The 17,524-nt window shown below is 50.7% G+C and carries 15 protein-coding genes; 12 read left to right on the top strand and 3 right to left on the bottom strand.

Annotation, left to right across the window (positions count from 1 at the left end):
* The first annotated feature begins 77 nt into the window (after positions 1-77).
* Positions 78-677, top strand: coding sequence for a hypothetical protein (locus ACSF8W_RS12230; protein ID WP_500847605.1), 600 nt, complete (start codon positions 78-80; stop codon positions 675-677).
* Between the two features lie 149 nt (positions 678-826).
* Here the strand turns inward: ACSF8W_RS12230 and ACSF8W_RS12225 are convergent, their stop codons facing one another.
* Entirely contained in the window at positions 827-2,608 is a 1,782-nt protein-coding gene (locus tag ACSF8W_RS12225) for a chitinase (protein ID WP_500847604.1), read from the bottom strand.
* A 404-nt stretch (positions 2,609-3,012) separates the two neighbouring features.
* On the opposite strand from ACSF8W_RS12225, the gene ACSF8W_RS12220 reads away from it, so the two are divergent.
* The 3 genes from ACSF8W_RS12220 (at position 3,013) to ACSF8W_RS12210 (ending at position 6,262) form a co-directional block, all read left to right on the top strand.
* Complete coding sequence (locus ACSF8W_RS12220) at positions 3,013-4,245, top strand: NAD(P)/FAD-dependent oxidoreductase (protein ID WP_500847603.1); 1,233 nt, start codon at positions 3,013-3,015, stop codon at positions 4,243-4,245.
* Positions 4,246-4,362: 117 nt separating this feature from the next.
* Positions 4,363-5,631: a dicarboxylate/amino acid:cation symporter gene (locus ACSF8W_RS12215; protein WP_500847800.1), complete on the top strand. Its 1,269-nt coding sequence runs from the start codon at positions 4,363-4,365 to the stop codon at positions 5,629-5,631.
* A 217-nt stretch (positions 5,632-5,848) separates the two neighbouring features.
* Complete coding sequence (locus ACSF8W_RS12210) at positions 5,849-6,262, top strand: hypothetical protein (protein WP_500847602.1); 414 nt, start codon at positions 5,849-5,851, stop codon at positions 6,260-6,262.
* A 12-nt stretch (positions 6,263-6,274) separates the two neighbouring features.
* Here ACSF8W_RS12210 and ACSF8W_RS12205 read toward each other — a convergent pair whose 3' ends face one another.
* Both ACSF8W_RS12205 and kduI read right to left on the bottom strand, forming a co-directional pair.
* Positions 6,275-6,805, bottom strand: coding sequence for a YgjV family protein (locus ACSF8W_RS12205; protein WP_500847601.1), 531 nt, complete (start codon positions 6,803-6,805; stop codon positions 6,275-6,277).
* Between the two features lie 192 nt (positions 6,806-6,997).
* Entirely contained in the window at positions 6,998-7,834 is an 837-nt protein-coding gene (kduI, locus tag ACSF8W_RS12200) for a 5-dehydro-4-deoxy-D-glucuronate isomerase (RefSeq protein WP_428479325.1), read from the bottom strand.
* Between the two features lie 220 nt (positions 7,835-8,054).
* Between kduI and ACSF8W_RS12195 the strand changes: the two genes are divergently transcribed.
* The 8 genes from ACSF8W_RS12195 to ACSF8W_RS12160 all read left to right on the top strand — a co-directional run bounded on the left by ACSF8W_RS12195 (position 8,055) and on the right by ACSF8W_RS12160 (position 17,524).
* The gene (locus ACSF8W_RS12195; RefSeq protein WP_500847600.1) at positions 8,055-9,020 is read left to right on the top strand and encodes a sugar kinase; all 966 of its coding nucleotides are present in this window, start codon (positions 8,055-8,057) and stop codon (positions 9,018-9,020) included.
* Positions 9,021-9,040: 20 nt separating this feature from the next.
* Positions 9,041-9,673, top strand: a complete 633-nt coding sequence (locus ACSF8W_RS12190; RefSeq protein ID WP_500847599.1) for a bifunctional 4-hydroxy-2-oxoglutarate aldolase/2-dehydro-3-deoxy-phosphogluconate aldolase — start codon at positions 9,041-9,043, stop codon at positions 9,671-9,673.
* 132 nt (positions 9,674-9,805) lie between these two features.
* A complete protein-coding gene (locus ACSF8W_RS12185; protein ID WP_500847598.1) occupies positions 9,806-11,524 on the top strand; it encodes a SulP family inorganic anion transporter in 1,719 nt (572 codons plus the stop codon).
* Positions 11,525-12,541: a UDP-glucose 4-epimerase GalE gene (gene galE / locus ACSF8W_RS12180; protein ID WP_500847597.1), complete on the top strand. Its 1,017-nt coding sequence runs from the start codon at positions 11,525-11,527 to the stop codon at positions 12,539-12,541.
* A 48-nt stretch (positions 12,542-12,589) separates the two neighbouring features.
* Positions 12,590-13,648, top strand: a complete 1,059-nt coding sequence (gene galT / locus ACSF8W_RS12175) for a galactose-1-phosphate uridylyltransferase (protein WP_500847596.1) — start codon at positions 12,590-12,592, stop codon at positions 13,646-13,648.
* A gap of 122 nt (positions 13,649-13,770) precedes the next feature.
* Positions 13,771-14,532: a 2-dehydro-3-deoxy-D-gluconate 5-dehydrogenase KduD gene (kduD, locus tag ACSF8W_RS12170; protein WP_428479310.1), complete on the top strand. Its 762-nt coding sequence runs from the start codon at positions 13,771-13,773 to the stop codon at positions 14,530-14,532.
* Positions 14,533-14,772: 240 nt separating this feature from the next.
* Entirely contained in the window at positions 14,773-15,996 is a 1,224-nt protein-coding gene (locus tag ACSF8W_RS12165) for a glycoside hydrolase family protein (protein ID WP_500847595.1), read from the top strand.
* Positions 15,997-16,006: 10 nt separating this feature from the next.
* Positions 16,007-17,524 carry a sulfatase-like hydrolase/transferase gene (locus ACSF8W_RS12160; protein WP_500847594.1) on the top strand — a complete coding sequence of 506 codons (1,518 nt, stop codon included), beginning with the start codon at positions 16,007-16,009 and terminating at the stop codon, positions 17,522-17,524.

Raw genomic sequence — 17,524 nt, 5'->3', positions numbered from 1 at the left:
TGAGGAAAGCTTTCCCCTTGCGGTCACTTCGTATTACTCTATATAGATAGAAATATAATTAAGTGATGTAGATAGCGTTGAAAAAGAGCATGAAAAAAACCGCTTTTGCCCTGAGTTTACTGTTAATGCCGACCCTGAATGCATGGGCGGCGACAGACAGTACGCCCGTCACGTTTCAAGCCATCCCACAGGTGATGGTGGCGTTTGAGGGCGCGCAGGAATACCGAAAAAAAGCGGTGACGTTTGGACGTTTGGCCCACAAGGCCGAACTGGGACGCAGCCTGCCGACGTATGTGGCAGGCACAGACGGTAAACCGACGCTGGAAACAGAAAATACCATCACAGAAGATGTGGTGATTGCCCGTGCGCCGAAACCGGTCAGTGGGGCGGTTTACAATGAATGGCTTGTACCGAAAACCACATGGCTCGACACGTACGGTGATCTGCCTATGTTTGATACCTTTATGCCGTTTAAGCGGGCCAAAACCATCAAGGCGATCCCCATCACCCCTGAACTGTTGACCCTGTTGGGCAGTCAAGACGGTGAAACGGCGGTGATTGCGGTAGAGTGGAATACCCAAGGGATGACGGTATATAAAAACGGGTATTTAACCGATGCGGGTTATGGTATTGCGCCGGCTGAAATGAAAGACACTTACGAGGCGCTCGACGAGTAAGCTAGTTGACGAGTGTGTTGGTCATCTATGTCTCTCGGCTGCGATGAGCCAAAGACACAAAGAATGAAAAAGAAAATGGCCATGGTGAAAACCATGGCCATTTTTATTAGCCCAACGGCGCCAGAAATGGCACTTTGTCGGGGTCAGCCCTACTTGCCTTCAGGGATAACTTGGCCACTTTCATCAATGGCTTGTACGTCGAAGTGGTATTCCACACACTTCTCATAATCACCTTGGAACAAGGCATTGTAAGCGTACTGGTAAGGTACCAGCTTACACATAAAGCTCTTGTTGCCAGGGGTATTGGCGTTGTAGCCCCAATCTTTATCCCATGTGATCATCAGCGCGCCAGCACCATCGGTGTTGAATGGTTTCATGTTGGCACAGCCCAATTTCTCACCGGAGATATCCAGACCCAGCTCTTTCGAAATCAACTGGTAGTAGTCGATACGGTTTTGCGCGCGGAAATCTTCACTGCCTTTATTACATTCAAATGCACCGTTGATGATTTGAATCGTTGCCCCGAAGCCTAGCTCAATACCGGCTGCTTTATCCGCGGCGTTCGGCTGCCATGTGCCATCGATCACGTGCAGCATGCTTGGTTTCGGTGGCTGTGGGTACACATAGAAGAAGACGGCTGAGGCCAAGTTCAACCACGTGTCAGCAACCAATGATGGGTTTTCTAGCAGTACGCTCTTATCGCCAAACATGGCTTCAGAGAACGGCCCGTAGTTGTAGTTCCAGCTTAGCTGCTTAGCACCACGACCAAAGTAGCTCTTATTGGTCGCACATGGCCAACGCTCACCTTGCCATTCGGTACACTTGCTGTAGGTCATGTCTTGAACGTTTTCGTCCTTGTACATTTCACGCAAGTAATACAGGCCTTGACGCCAGCGTGGTACACCTTGGCTGACTTCCCAGTTTGGCGCATTTGCCCCGGTTTCTTGAACGAAGTGCGCAAACATGGTCGCGAGCGAGCGGCGACAGATGTCGTCAGAGTTACGGCCATCGGTGTAAGTTCGACAGAATGCCGGGAACTTCGCGATAGACTGTAAGAAACGGGTATAGGTGTATTGTTCGTTACGTAGTGGGAAGAGGAACTCCCACGTCGCTTCATCCACGATCATCTCAGCACGCTGAACGTTGTCAGGGTTGCTGGATTTCAATGGTGCAACCGCTTCTACAATCGCATTGTCACGGGTTTCGATATCAGAACGTACAGACTTAAATAGATCCGTGTTGGTCTGATTGAACTCGTAAGCCGTTAGCTCTGCACGTGGCATGAGGTAGCCGCCGTTACCATCAGGAATGATAGTAAAGTCACCCGGTGTTGGGTCTGGATCTGGCGTTGGATCGGGATCGGGATCTGGGTCAGGATTTGGGTTCGGGTCTGGATCAGGGTCAGGTGTTGGACCAGGACCTGCTGGGCAGTCGACGACACTCCAGAACCAGCTGCTGGATGATGGCGATTCCCACAAACCTGGATTATTGCGTGCTTCGTAGCAAACGTTCTCAAAAATCACAACATCACCGTTTTTAACGGTGGTTTGGCCTGGTACCCATGGCGTAGCGGTGGTTGGGTCAGGGTCTGGTGTTGGATCGGGATCCGGCGTTGGATCTGGGTCAGGTGTCGGATCAGGATCCGGCGTTGGGTCCGGGTCAGGTGTTGGATCCGGATCTGGCGTGACGCCAGTACATTCTGCGCTGTTCCAGAACCAGCTACCAGCTTTCGGGGTTTCCCATGTGCCCGGGCTGTTTTTCGCCTCGAAACACTTCGTTTGGAAAATCACGATGTCACCGTTGCTCACTTTGGTCTGACCGGCCACCCATTCAATGGGGGCAGTCGCCGCATGAAGCTGACCACTGAAGGTATTGGCAAGCGCCAACCCGACCAGTAAGCCAAGTTCTTTCTTAGAGAAAGAAATTTGCATGGCGTTCATTCCTTTGATGTTGTGATATTGAAATTGACCAACTCATTATTAGACGATATTTCCCGTCTCACAGCGTTGTGATCAGCCACTTCGAGATTATTCACGAACATCTTTTTTCTTTGCGGCGCTGAACATGGGTAACTATGTGCTCGGTCACAAAATGCTCAGAACCACCAGATTGAGCGCAAGGAAAAGTCAGCGCATTACTCTGAGGGGCCGTGATACCCACCATATGCCTTTATTGTTACTGCTGCGTAAAAGTCATTTAAGTTTTGATGGGATTATCATTTGATTTCGTATCAATATAATGTGCCACATCAAATCCCGCAGTCATTGTGGGCTTTCAAATGAATCTGATACGTGGCTTAGCGATAGACAGCGGCGTGAGCAAGGTGGGACATACGATGTCGAATATTATTGTTGTAGGTGGTGGTGCGGCGGGTCTTGAGTTGGTGACGCGCTTGGGGCGCAGTGTAGGCCGTCGAGATGCACATACTATCACTTTGGTGGAACCGTCATCTCATCATTACTGGAAACCGCGTTTGCATGAGATTGCTGCCGGTACGTTTGATAACGAGCTTGATGCGGTGAGCTATCTGCAACACGCTGCCTGCAATGGCTACCAGTATATTCAGGCGTCCATGACTGGGTTAGATCGCGAAGCGAAAACCCTGACCATTAATCATGTGGCGAACGGTACTGAAACGCTGAACTACGATTACCTTGTACTGGCGGTGGGGGCGGTGAGCAATGATTTCAAAACCCCAGGCGTGAGCGAGCACTGCTTGTTTCTTGATTCTGCGGAACAGGCGCAAACGGCATGGCAGCAAATTAACCCGTTGCTGCGTACCGAAGGTGAGCACCGTCTGTCGATTGTTGGCGCGGGTGCAACCGGGGTAGAGCTCGCAGCAGAGTTGGCAAAAGTGAGCGATAAACTGCAACGTTATCGTCATGGCGCATCACTCTCGATCACACTGATTGAAGCGGCGGACCGTGTATTGCCAGCAAGCCCTGCTTGTATGTCTGAAAAAGTACAGCGCAAGTTGGAACAACAAGGTGTGACGGTATTAACGAACACCCGTATTCAACGTGCGGAATCAGGCCGATTGATCACGGCGGATGATCAGGTACTGGCGGCAGATCTGCAAATTTGGGCGGCTGGTATTAAATGTGCTGACTGGTTAACACAGCTTGATGGTCTTGAAACCAACCGTATTAATCAGCTCAAAGTGTATGACACGCTGCAAACGACAGTTGATAACGCGATTTTCGTGATGGGCGATAGTGCTGAATGCCCACAACCGGACGGTTCATTTGTGCCACCGCGTGCGCAAGCGGCGAATCAGGCGGCAGGGCATTTGGCCGCTCAATTTAAACGTCTGCTGAAAGGCAAAACGTTGAAGCCGTTTATCTTTAATGATGGCGGTATGGTGGTGGCGCTTGGTCATGATTACGCCGTGGGTGCCTTAATGCATGACAAGCTCGTGTTGCGCGGCCGCTTAGTTCGCAATTTGTATGACACGATCTTCCGTTTACACCAACGTATTTTATTTGGTTGGGGGCGTGTGACGGCCTTGGTGATGCTAAAGCGGATCAAATGCTTGTTGAATCCGTACTACAAAGGCAACCAGTCTTAAGTCTTGGACTCGCTTCATTCCTATATATAGCAAAATTTAATAATGATAACGGGTGGCACGTGTGTGTCACCCGATCCTGTTTTTTCTGATGGAACCGCGCTTATGTGGCAAAACGTTATGTGGCAAAAACTGCGTCGCTCTTTACCTCTTCAACTTCTGCTGGCTGCTGCCAGTGCCTGGTTGTTTGCCTCTCTTTTGTCGTGGGTGGCTGCACCAACTGCATTAACGCACGATGCGTTGAGTCAGCAAGGCTGGTATCAATTGTTGATGCTGGGCAAAACCAGTTATATCGGCTTGTTGAAAATGGTGGTGGGCGTGATGGTGTTGCTGTCACTGATTGAAGGGATCACCAACATCGGCTCGACGGTTCGATTGAAAACATTGGGTGGCCGGACAATCGTGTTCTATACCATGACGACCCTGATCGCCATTAGCTTAGGCTTGGGGGCTTCGTTATTGTTGCCGCCTTGGCAACCCTTGATGCAATCGGTGCCAGTGTCAGACGGTGTGACACTGATCAGTGAAGATGCCGCTAACGGTGGCGCGATTGTCAGCAAAATCTTCAGCATGGCGTTAGTGAACCCCGTTGCGGCGATTGCCAATGGTAACTTGCTGGCCATTGTGGTGTTCGCCTTCATGATGGGCATTTCACTGCTGGTGGCGTTACCTGAAAAGCATCCGTTGTTTGAGGTGATTAACGGCCTGAATAAAGGCATCAATACCTTGGTACATGGCATTGTGCGTCTGTCACCGTTGGCCATTTTTGCCATTATCTTTGAGTTTTCACTGACTGGCGGCGAAGCCTTGTTTGGCCAGTTGGCGATGTTTGCTTTGCTGGTGTTTGTACTGACCCTGTTTCACGGTGTGGTGGTATTGCCAAGTATCGCAAAAATTGCGACGGGCATCAGTCCGATTACACTCTTTAAAGCCATTTCTGCCCCGCTGGCGATGGCGTTTGCGACCTCTTCCAGTGCCGCAACCCTGCCTTTGGCGATGCAAGCCGCAGAGGAAAAACTGGGTGTCTCGCCGTCAACCAGCAGCATGGTATTGCCATTAGGTTCTGTAATGAACATGGACGGTACCGCACTGTTTGAAGGCGTGGCGGCGATTTTCTTGGCGCAGTTGTTCGGGATTGATTTAACCACCACTGGCTTGGTGATGATCTTCATCATGGCGATGGTGTCGTCCGTTGGGGCGCCGGGTATGCCATCTGGCTCGATGTCGGGCATGCAGTTGGTATTGCTGGCCGCAGGTATTCCACTGGAAGCCATTGCGATCTTGCTGATCATTGAACGTCCGTTAGATACCTTCCGTACCGCCGTGAACGTCGAAGGGGATTTGATCGCCGCGCTGGTGGTGGATAAGTGGCAAGCGAAAGCGAGTTAACTTTTTGAATAAGCAGAATGAGTGGCGATGACGGAGAGCAGAGCCACTCTTTATATATAGATCTCCATCCCAGTCTGTTTATTTTTAAGTTAACACGCACAGGATTAAGGAGGAACATCAAGCCATTTTTATTCTATGGTGATCACGGATGAAGTGTATTTTACTTTGTATGACGATGTTAGCGTCATCAATGGCGTACGGGTATGAGGACTGCACGGTGTCAACAAGCCATGAAAATGTGGCGTTGATACAAGAAAATCTGAAATCACCGCCAATCGTGCTTGAAAATAAAAGGATCTATCCGTTAAAAAATGAAGATGTACTCATCATTAATACCCGTGATTGTGGCTTGGGTAGAGAAGCGATGTTACTACTTTCTTCCCCTTATTATTCTGATAGCGATAAATTAGAAAAAGCAAAATGGATTATCACGGTTCTGTATGGTTCAGAGAGCCCGTTAATTCATCGTCTTTTATCTATCAATAAGACGGGGATTGTTTCAATCTCAGGCAATGCAGAAGGCGAAGAGCATGTGTTTCATTTTAATCGCTTGGCTCCCTTCGATATAAAGATGGATCTTTTTTCTGAGTCAATCACATACACTTGGATTCCCCCAATGAGTATGGAATAAGTATGGCCTTTATCACTTAATCACAAGTCCGGCCTTCTCCCGCCACAGACGCCAAATCGTCAGCACATTCACACTCATCAATAAGGCTTCTAACGCGGTACCGCCGATGGAGCCGATGATGAAGTTGTTAGCCAGCCAACACGCCCCGCCGACCAAAAACGCGAAACGCATAACAATGCCCTGTAAACAGAACAACGCGTACGTGCCGATGGTGGTGCCAAAAATCGGCAGCATATCCGCTGGCGTGTCTGCCACCCAATAGCCCATCAATGCCCCCGCGAGCATAAACCCGTAAGCAACACGGTGTGAACGCGTATACAGAGAAACACTGGTACGCAGCAGCGAAAGCAAAGCACTGGCACAGGCCGCGACCGCACCGAGTAGGGCAAAGTGTACTGCATGATTGAGGGTCAGCAGCAACATCAGCATTTTTAAGCGGCGATCATTTTTCTGATAAAACGTCAGTACCCCCAGAACGAAACTGAGATAACCAAACAGTTGTGCCCCAGAGAAAAATTGCGCGGTGATGTCATTGATCAGCATGAGGGGATCCTGAGATATAAACAGAAAGCATGACGCACGAATAATACGTGCTAATTAAAGTGTTGATGCCGATGAAATAATAACGTAACTGCTCATAAATAAAAAAGGGTGCTGTTAACAGCACCCAAATGGGATATTCAAGAAAGGAGTTTATTATTATTTCAGTGTTAATTTATTAGCGGCCAAGCTAAATTAACGAAGATCCTGCATTGCCACGTGGTCCATGTCGTTGAACACTTGGTTCTCACCGACCATGCCCCAGATAAAGGTGTAAGCAGAGGTGCCCACGCCAGAGTGAATTGACCAGCTTGGTGAAATCACGGCTTGTTCATTGCGGACAATGATATGACGCGTTTCTGTTGGCTCACCCATCATGTGGAACACGTTCGTGTTTTCTGTCATGTTGAAGTATAGGTACACTTCCATGCGACGCTCGTGCGTGTGGCATGGCATGGTGTTCCATAGGCTACCTTCGTGTAGCTGTGTCAAACCCATCACCAACTGGCACGTTGGTAATACGTCAGGCACGATGTATTTGTTGATCGTACGTACGTTAGATTCTGCCGCCGTGCCCAATGTCACTGGCGACGCTTCTTCTTGTGTGATTTTCTTTGTTGGGTACGTCATGTGCGCAGGGGCAGAGTTAAAGTAAAACTTCGCTGGGCACGCCGCGTCGACACTGCGGAATACCACTTCTTTTGCGCCCATACCCACGTACAGTGCTTCACGGTGATTGATTTCATAATCCACACCATCCACGTGGATCACGCCTGCACCGCCAATGTTGATAAAACCAATTTCACGGCGTTCAAGGAAAGAACTCACACCCAAGGTCTTGCCGTAGTCTGCGGCTAACTCAAGGCCCGTTTCAACCGGCATGATGCCACCGAAAATGATGCGATCGATGTGGCTGTAAGTCATGGTGATTGCGTCTGCGGTGAAGATTTCTTCAACCAGAAACTCTTCACGCAGGCCAGTGGTATCAAGTTGCTTAGCGTGGTTGCTATGGATGGATTGTCTTACGTTCATCATTATTCTGTTCTCACTGTCGCAATATGCTGTTGTTATGCGGTAGTGCATAACCGATGTGCACATCATAGCCGAGAAGTATCGTATAGATAAATTTTTGAAACGCAGTTTCACTACTCCCGTCACAAAATTTCAATTATCACATTCAAAATTCAAAACTACGTTTCATATTTTATTTTCGAGGAATATAATTTGGAAAAATGCGTTGTAGGGCTTGAATATGGAAGTGAAAAAAATTGCGGTGATCGGCGAATGTATGGTCGAAATCCAATCGCAGCAGCTAGGACGAGGCTTTGGTGGTGACACCATGAACACGGCGATCTATGTGTCGCGCGTCGGCGCTATGCCAGATACGCCAGATACGCCAGAGGCGATGATCTCGGCGTCTTACTTTAGCGCATTTGGTCAAAATGCGATCAGCCAAGAGATCATCGACCAATGCGCGGCGCAGGGTGTCGATATGTCGCAGGTGTTACAGCTGGCGGATAAAAATGTTGGCTTATACCTGATTGAAACCGATCCTGACGGTGAGCGCCGCTTCTCGTACTGGCGTGACAATTCTGCCGCGCGATTCTGGCTGGATAATGTGGACGATGAAGCCTTGTTCACCACGTTGAGCCAGTTCGACATGATTTATCTCAGCGGGATCACCTTAGGCATTCAGTCTGCCGCCAATGTCGAACGCTTATTGGGCGTGCTATCGCGTCTGCGTGCTATCGGCAAACTCATTTGTTTTGACTCCAATTATCGCCCTGCGCTGTGGCGCTCTCCGGAAGAAACCCAATCTATTTATAACGCCATGTATGCCTTAACGGATATGGCGTTACTGACCCATGATGATGAAGCCTTGTTGTTTGGTGATGTTTCAGCCCAAGCGACCGCTGAACGTGTGGCGGCGCTAGGTGTGAAAGAAGTGGTGGTGAAATGTGGCGCAGAGGCGTGCCGTATTCATACGCATGGTCAAGTGATCATGGTCGCCCCGCAACCCGTTAATGGCGTGATTGATACCACGGCAGCGGGTGATGCATTCAATGCCGGGTATTTGGCGTATCGCCTGAAAGGGTATGATGAAACCCATGCGGCGAGTGCGGGTCACCGCTTAGCGGGCACGGTGATCACGCATCGTGGTGCCATCATTCCCCTGTCAGCAATGCCCGATGCGTTGCTGCCTACCCCCTCTTACTGACAGTAATAAGGAATAGTGAAATGTCTTGTACGTTACAGCTCGCCGAGCAATTAAAAGCAATGAAAGTGGTACCGGTCATCGCCATCAAGGATGCCGACCATGCCGTTGCGCTGGCGAAAACGTTGATTGAAAACGGGTTGCCATGTGCGGAAGTGACCTTCCGTACCGCTGCCGCCGCAGAAGCCATCCGCCGCATGCGAGACGCTTACCCAGAGATGCTGATTGGTTCTGGTACCGTGTTAACCAAAGCGCAGGTGGATGAATCCATTGAAGCGGGTGTGAACTTCATTGTGACGCCAGCGTTTAATCCAGACGTGGTGGCGTACTGCCTAGAAAAAAACATGCCGGTGGTACCGGGTACCAATAACCCAAGCACAGTAGATCAAGCCTACTGCATGGGGTTACGCATGGTGAAATTCTTCCCGGCTGAAGCGTCAGGTGGTATCGCGATGTTGAAATCACTGTCAGCGGTTTACCCGATGACCTTTATGCCAACGGGTGGGGTGAGTGAAAGCAATATCGGTCAGTACCTTGAACAATCCTGTGTTGCCGCGTGTGGTGGTACATGGATGGTACCGGGTGATCTGATTGATGCACAAAACTGGGATGAAATTGGCCGTTTAGTGCGCCAAGCGGTTGCTGCACTGCAGTAATAAACGGCTGCCGTTACAGACAAAGGCATGTTGTCGGTGGTGTGCTGATGCGAGGGCTGAAACTCAACGCTCGCATTAACGTGGCGCACCGCCATTTTTCCTTTTATCACTCTCAGTATGACGAGCAACACTATGCAAAAAGTTATGCTGCCACCGTTCATGATGGCGTGTTTTCCCTTTTTACGTTGGCTACCCACGATCACCCGACAAGATTTGCGTGCTGATGTGATCGCTGGCCTGACCGGTGCCATCATCGTGCTGCCACAGGGCGTCGCCTATGCGATGATCGCCGGTATGCCGGCGGAATACGGCTTATATACCTGTATTGTGCCTGCGGTGATTGCCGCTTTGTTTGGTTCTTCGTTTCATTTGATTTCAGGGGCGACGGCCGCCCTGTCAGTCATTGTGTTTACCACCGTCAGCCAGTTTGCGGCGCCCGGTTCACCGCTTTTTATCCAACTCGCGTTAACACTCACTTTATGCGCCGGTGTGGTGCAACTGATCATGGGATTGCTGCGGTTTGGCGCCGTGGTGAATTTTGTTTCTCATTCGGTGGTGTTGGGCTTTACCGCCGGCGCCGCGATTGTGATTGCCGTTAGCCAGTTAAAACACTTATTGGGTTTAGATGTGGCCAGTGGCAGTACCGCGCTGGATAACCTGCAGTTAACGCTGGCGGGGATCGCGAACGTCGATATGAATAGCCTGTTGATTGGTGGCACGACCATTGTGACGTGTTTGCTGATCAAGCGTTACCTGCCGAAACTGCCAAACATGTTGTGCGCGATGATCCTTGCGACGCTGCTGGGTTTGGTGCTGGGTGATGTGGCTTTGGTTGGCGCGATGCCAAGCGGTTTACCGGTCTTTTCCTTGCCGGCAGCCGATGTCGTGAGCATCGAAAAAATGGCGATGGGCATTTTAGCCGTGGCGTTATTAGGCTTGGTAGAAGCCATTTCCATTGCCCGCTCTGTGGCCATGAAATCCGGCCAGCTGATTGAATCTAACCAAGAGTTCATCGGGCAGGGGATGTCGAACATTGTTGGCGCCTTTTTCTCTTGTTATGTCTCGTCTGGTTCGTTTACCCGCAGTGGCGTGAACTACACCAGTGGCGCGAAAACCCCGTGTGCCGCCATTTTTGCGGCCGTGTTTTTGTCCATTATTCTGCTGTTCTTCGCCCAGTATGCCGCGTACATCCCGATTGCGGGCATGGCGGGGATCCTGTTTGTGGTGTCCTATAACCTGATCGACCTTCACCACATTCGAGACATTCTGGCCCATGACAAAAAAGAAGCCTTGGTATTAGTGGCGACCTTCATTGCCGCCTTGGTGCTGCACTTAGAGCTATCCATTTACGTCGGTATGTTGATTTCCTTGTTTTTCTATTTGCGTAAAACCTCGTGCCCGCAGATCGAGCAGTTGGATCCACGTGCCTATAACGTGCCTGAAGCCTTTCAGGCCGATACCGAGATTTTGCGGATCAATGGCTCGATTTTTTATGGCTCCACCCAGTATCTGCAAAAAAGCCTACAAGCGTCGACCGCCAAACACCTGATTATTTTTGGCCGTGGGATTAACTTCATTGATTACACCGGCGCACAAATGCTGGCGGATTTGGTGAAGCGTAATCAGCAGCAGATCTATTTTTGCTATTTCAAGACGCACCCAAAGCAGGCCCTGCACGCGGGTGGGTTTGGTCACACGTTTTCTGCCATGACCTTCTACACCAACGTGCAGCAGGCGATTCAAGCATTGCGTCACAGTGATACATCGAGTCATAGGCCGATCCACACACCTATTCATCCACCTGTTCATTTACCCGTCCATCCCCCTATCGCGATTCCAGAGGAGCGTTGAGTGAAAACCATCTTAGTGACCGGCGGCTGTGGTTACATCGGCAGCCACGCGTGTGTGGCCTTGCATCAAGCAGGCTATCAGCCCGTTATTCTCGACAACTTGCACAACAGTAGCGCCTTGGTGCTATCCCGTATCGAGTCATTGACGGAATGTTCACCGACCTTCTATCTGGGCGATATTCGTGACCGTGAGTTACTGGATCGCATTTTCACGCAGCACAACATTGATGCGGTGATTCACTTTGCCGGTTTGAAAGCGGTGGGGGAGTCGGTCGAAAAGCCGCTGACCTATTACGACAATAACGTGAATGGCACGTTGCGTTTGGTGGAAGCGATGCAAGCGCACGGGGTGAAAAGTCTGATTTTCAGTTCGTCGGCCACCGTGTACGGCGATCCGGCCAGTGTGCCGATCACGGAAGCGTTCCCGACCCAAGCGACCAACCCGTATGGGCGCAGCAAGTTGATGGTGGAAGAGTGTCTGCGTGATATTCAACATGCGCAACCGGACATGAGTATCACGCTATTGCGTTATTTCAATCCGGTCGGGGCACACGCTTCAGGGTTGATGGGCGAAGATCCGAAAGGGATCCCGAATAACCTGATGCCGTATATCGCCCAAGTGGCGGTGGGACGTCGTTCGCACCTGTCTGTGTTTGGTCATGATTATCCGACCCCTGATGGCACTGGGGTGCGTGATTATATCCACGTGATCGACTTGGTGGATGGCCATATTGCGGCGCTGGATCGCAAAGGCGGCGAAGCCGGGTTACACGTGTACAACTTGGGTACCGGTCAAGGCACCAGTGTGTTGGACATGCTGGATGCGTTTAAAGCCGCGTCTGGTCGCAGTATTGATTATGAATTTTGTCCGCGTCGTCCGGGTGACATTGCAGAATGTTGGGCGTCCACCGATAAAGCAGAGCGAGATCTCGGGTGGAAGGCCAAATATGACGTGCTAAAAATGGCGCAGGACACCTGGCATTGGCAAATTGCTAACCCGCAAGGGTATGAAGAATAAAACGATTTTTTTAGTTGTCTCGATAATATATCACGGAAAATAAGAACAATGAATCCAATAGCGTTTGATCCCACAGAGCATCCCCACCGCCGTTACAACCCCTTAACGGGGAATTATGTGTTGGTGTCACCGCATCGCGCCAAGCGTCCGTGGAGCGGACAGCAAGAAGCCGTGTCACAAGCGGTATTGCCATCGCACGATCCGGATTGTTACCTGTGTGCGGGCAATGCACGTATCTCAGGGGAAGTGAATCCACAGTACACAGGCACTTTTGTGTTCCAGAATGATTTTGCTGCCTTGAACCACATCACGCCGCTGGTGGTGGAAAAAGCCGATCCGTTAATGCAAATGGAAGGGGTACGCGGTGAAGCGCGTGTGATTTGTTTCTCACCGGATCACAGTAAATCCCTGCCAGAACTGAGCCACGCTGAGCTATGCCAAGTGGTTGAAACGTGGATCACGGAACAAAACGCCCTGAGTGATCGTTACTTATGGGTGCAGGTATTTGAGAACAAAGGCGAAACCATGGGGTGTTCGCAGCCGCACCCACACGGGCAGGTTTGGGCCAACAGTTTTATCCCAACCGAAGTGGCGAGCAAAGATCGCAACCAGTGTGACTATTACCAGAAGTACGGGTCGTCGCTATTGCATGATTACGTCCAGCGCGAGTTGGCGTTGCAAGAACGCATCGTGGTAGAGACTGAACATTGGGTGGCGGTTGTCCCGTTTTGGGCGGCGTGGCCTTTTGAAACCCTGCTATTACCGAAAGCGTGTGTGCACCGTCTGACGGATCTGAACAACGATCAGCAGGCCGACTTAGCCGTGGCGTTGAAAAAACTGACCACCCGTTATGACAACCTGTTCCAGTGCAGCTTCCCGTATTCCATGGGGTGGCACGGTGCGCCAAACGTTGAAGCCGGGGTCGACATCGCCCATTGGCAATTACATGCGTGTTTCTATCCGCCATTGTTGCGCTCGGCCAGCGTGCGAAAGTTCATGGTTGGCTACGAAATGTTAGCGGAATCGCAACGTGATTTAACCCCAGAGCAAGCGGCAGAGCGTCTGCGTGCGGTCAGCGACACCGTGCATTATAAACAGGCGCAATAATGGCATGTGACGCATATCAGAAAATGCGATCAGCACACTGAAATGGTGTTTTATTTTCTTGATATTGTGCCAGTTAGTTATATCATTGCTTTGGGTTTAAAAAAATAAAACAGGGTTTCAAAATGATTCTTGATGCGTTTAGGCTAGAAGGGAAAGTCGCTATTGTCACCGGTTGTAATACGGGTTTAGGTCAAGGCATGGCGTTGGCACTTGCACAAGCAGGGGCTGACATTATTGGTGTGAACTATGCCGATGCAGGTAATACCCCTGAACTGATTGCAGAAACCGGTCAGGCGTTTTTCAATATTACCGCAGACCTGAGCCAATCGTCGGTGGTGAATGATGTGATTGCACAAGCCAAAGCGGTGCACGGTCACATTGATATTTTGGTTAACAACGCGGGCATTATCCGTCGTGAAGACGCTATCGACTTTAGCGAGAGCGATTGGGATGACGTGATGAACATCAACATCAAAGCGGTGTTCATGATGTCTCAGGCGGCGGCCCGTGTATTTGAAGAGCAAGGAAATGGCGGTAAAATCGTTAATATCGCGTCTATGTTGTCATTCCAAGGTGGTATTCGTGTGCCTTCTTACACCGCGTCTAAGAGTGCGGTAATGGGCTTGACGCGTGCGCTTGCTAACGAGTGGGCGTCAAAAGACATCAACGTGAATGCGATTGCCCCAGGGTATATGGCCACTGACAATACCGCAGCCTTGCGTGCCGATGAAGTGCGTGAAAAAGCGATCCGTGAGCGTATTCCAGCGAACCGTTGGGGAACCTCTGCAGATGTGGGTGGTGCCGCCGTATTCTTGGCATCGCCAGCCGCAGCCTACATTAACGGCTACACATTGGCGGTAGATGGCGGCTGGTTAGCGCGCTAATTCTCTGCTTTTTACCGAGAAAGGCCAGCTGTATAGCTGGCTTTTTTATACCCTGCTTATTCTGCTTTCAGCGGTTGATGGCGAGAAGTATTTAGTTGGAATTGTTATTTTTTTATTTGAAACAAGGTTTTACTTTTTGTGATTTTGAGCTATTTTTTTTGCCTCCAGCTTGCGTAAAATCCCCCTCATACCCTTTCGCATTGTTTGCATGATGCTTGATTGATTATTGGCGAGTAGCACATGAATGAGTTTATTGCTTTACCCCCATTACCGGGTGAGCTCGATAAAAAACGCGTACTGGAACATCTCCCTAAAGTGATGGCGACCATTAAACGCAATATTCCTCGCATTGGGGAGCGCAATCCAAAAATTGGTAATGCGGATTTCAGTTGGACCCATTGTGGTGCGTTTGATTGGGTCTCGTCTTTCTGGGCGGGCCAGCTATGGTTGTGCTACCAGACGACCGCTGATGAGCAATTCAAAAACAGCGCAAAACTGCGTAAATCGTATTTCGCTAACATGCTGCTTGATCCGTTCTGGTTGGATCATGATTTGGGCTTCCAGTACAGCTTGAGCTGCGTGGCCGAATACAAACTGACCGGGTGTGAAGAATCTAAAATGATGGCGTTGCGTGCGGCGGATCACCTGATCCACCGTTTCCGTAAAGTGGGCGGCTACATTGTGGCGTGGAACGACACCCACCCGCTGGCGTTAGAAAAGCCAGACGTGATCCAAGGCAAATCCATCATCGACTCGCTACAAAACACCGCATTGCTGTTTTGGGCAGCAGAGGTGACGGGTGCACCGCGTTACCGTGAAGTGGCGATCCGCCATAGCGAAACATTGGCCAAGCACATTGTGCGTGACGACTACTCAACGTATCACTCGTACAACTTCGATCCGATTTACCAAACCCCCGTAAAAGGCGAAACCTTCCAAGGGTATGCCGACGAGTCATGCTGGGCGCGTGGTCAATCATGGGCGATCCACGGTTACGCGCAAACGTATTTGTATACCAAAGACGATAACTTCCTGAATCTGGCTAAGAAAGTCGCGCGTTTTGCTGCTGACGTGATCACGCCAGACGGTGTGCCAGTGTGGGACTACCGTCTGCCTGCTGATGAAATTCAGTACAAAGACAGCTCAGCCGGTGCCATTACCGCTGCGGGCTTCCTATTGATTGCACAAGCACTGGAAGACAAAGCGGAGTTGTTGCCGCGTGATGACGCACAACGTGCGCAGTTGATGGAAGAAGCGGCACAGTTCAGTGATTGGGGCTTGTACCTGTTACAAGGGCTGATGAACAGTTGTGACCTGTGTGACAACGAACAAGCGGAAGGCTTGCTGGCCAATGGCGCATCGTTCGTGAAAGTGGGTTTGTGCGACAACATGTTGCCGTACGGCGATTACTACTACCTTGAGGCGCTGATGCGTGCTCACGGTTACCGTAACTTCTTCTGGTAAGGCGTTGGCAATGAAAAAGGCACCTAACATCATCCTGATCATGACCGACAGTCAGGGCGCGAACGTGGTTGAGCGCTACTCCGGTCAGGCAACAGATACTCAACATTTGGATCGCATGGCGGATACCGGTGTGCGTTTTGATAGCGCCTACACCACCTGTCCATTGTGTACGCCAGCCCGTGCGGGTCTGTTTACGGGCATGTATTCGCACCAAAGCGGCGCATGGACCAATAACCTCGCGCTAGGCACCAACATTCGCCATATGGGGCAGATCTTCCAAGCGGAAGGCTACAACACCGGTTACATCGGTAAGTGGCACCTTGATGGTCACGACTATTTCGGTACCGGGGTGTGTCCACAAGGTTGGCACCCTGATTACTGGTATGACGGCGTGAACTACCTCAATGAACTGACCGAAGAAGAGATCACGCTATGGCGCCGTGGCTTGAACAGCCCTGCGGAGTTGGAAGCGCACGAAATCAAAGCGGATTTCACGTGGGGCCACCGTATCACTAACCGTGGTTTGTCGTTCATTGAGCAGCACCGCGTCGAAGAAAAACCGTTTTTGTTGGTGTTGTCGTATGACGAGCCGCACCATCCGTTCACGTGCCCGCCGAAGCATGTCGAGAAGTTCAAAGACTTCAAATTCGACTTGGGTGAAGCGGCGTTTGATGACTTGGCAAGCAAGCCATTGCACCACCGTTTATGGTCGCGCGCTAAAGGCGCGGGTGTGGGGTCGCAGTACTTCATCAACCCACTGTATTTCGGCTGCAACGACTTTGTGGATGAAGAGATTGGCCGCGTGTTGAGCCACTTGGATGAGACAGAGTTAGCGAACACCTGGATTGTGTATACCTCCGATCACGGTGAAATGAACGGTGCCCACAAACTGTGGGGCAAAGGCGCAGCGGTGTACGACGAAATCACCAATATCCCGTTGATCATCAAAAATACCGATGGCGAGAAAGCCGGTACCGTGATTGATCGTCCGGTGAGCCATATCGACATCATGCCGACCATCATGAAGCTGGCCAGCATTGCGCAGCCGCCGATCATGCCGGGCAATGATTTGTTGGAAGACACACCGGCTGAGCGTGAGTTCAACGGTGTGATGGTGGAATTTAACCGCTACGAAGTGGAACACGACTCTAACGGTGGTTTCATTCCGGTGCGCGGCTGGATCACAGACACCCATAAGTTGGTGATCAACCTGCTGGGCACGGATGAGCTGTACGATCGTGTGAACGACCGTGCCGAAGTCCACAACCTGATTGAACACCCAGATTACATTGACGTGCGTAACCAGCTGCACGATGAGCTGCTGGCGTATATGGATCATATCCGCGATACGTTCCGCACGTTTGAGTGGGCATGCCGACCATGGCGCCCTGAGAAAGAAAGAGAATGGATGGGGCTGTTCCGTCCACGTCCGGCAGACGGTGTTGCACCTATCGTGCGTGATTACGACACAGGTTTGCCAACCCAAGGCATTAAGCGCGAAGACGTACAACTGGCTATCGAGGTTTGA

This window comes from Photobacterium sp. 270122K, from assembly GCF_059941365.1.
Note: the sequence above shows the minus strand (reverse complement) of the source record. Positions and strands in the feature narration are given on the sequence as shown.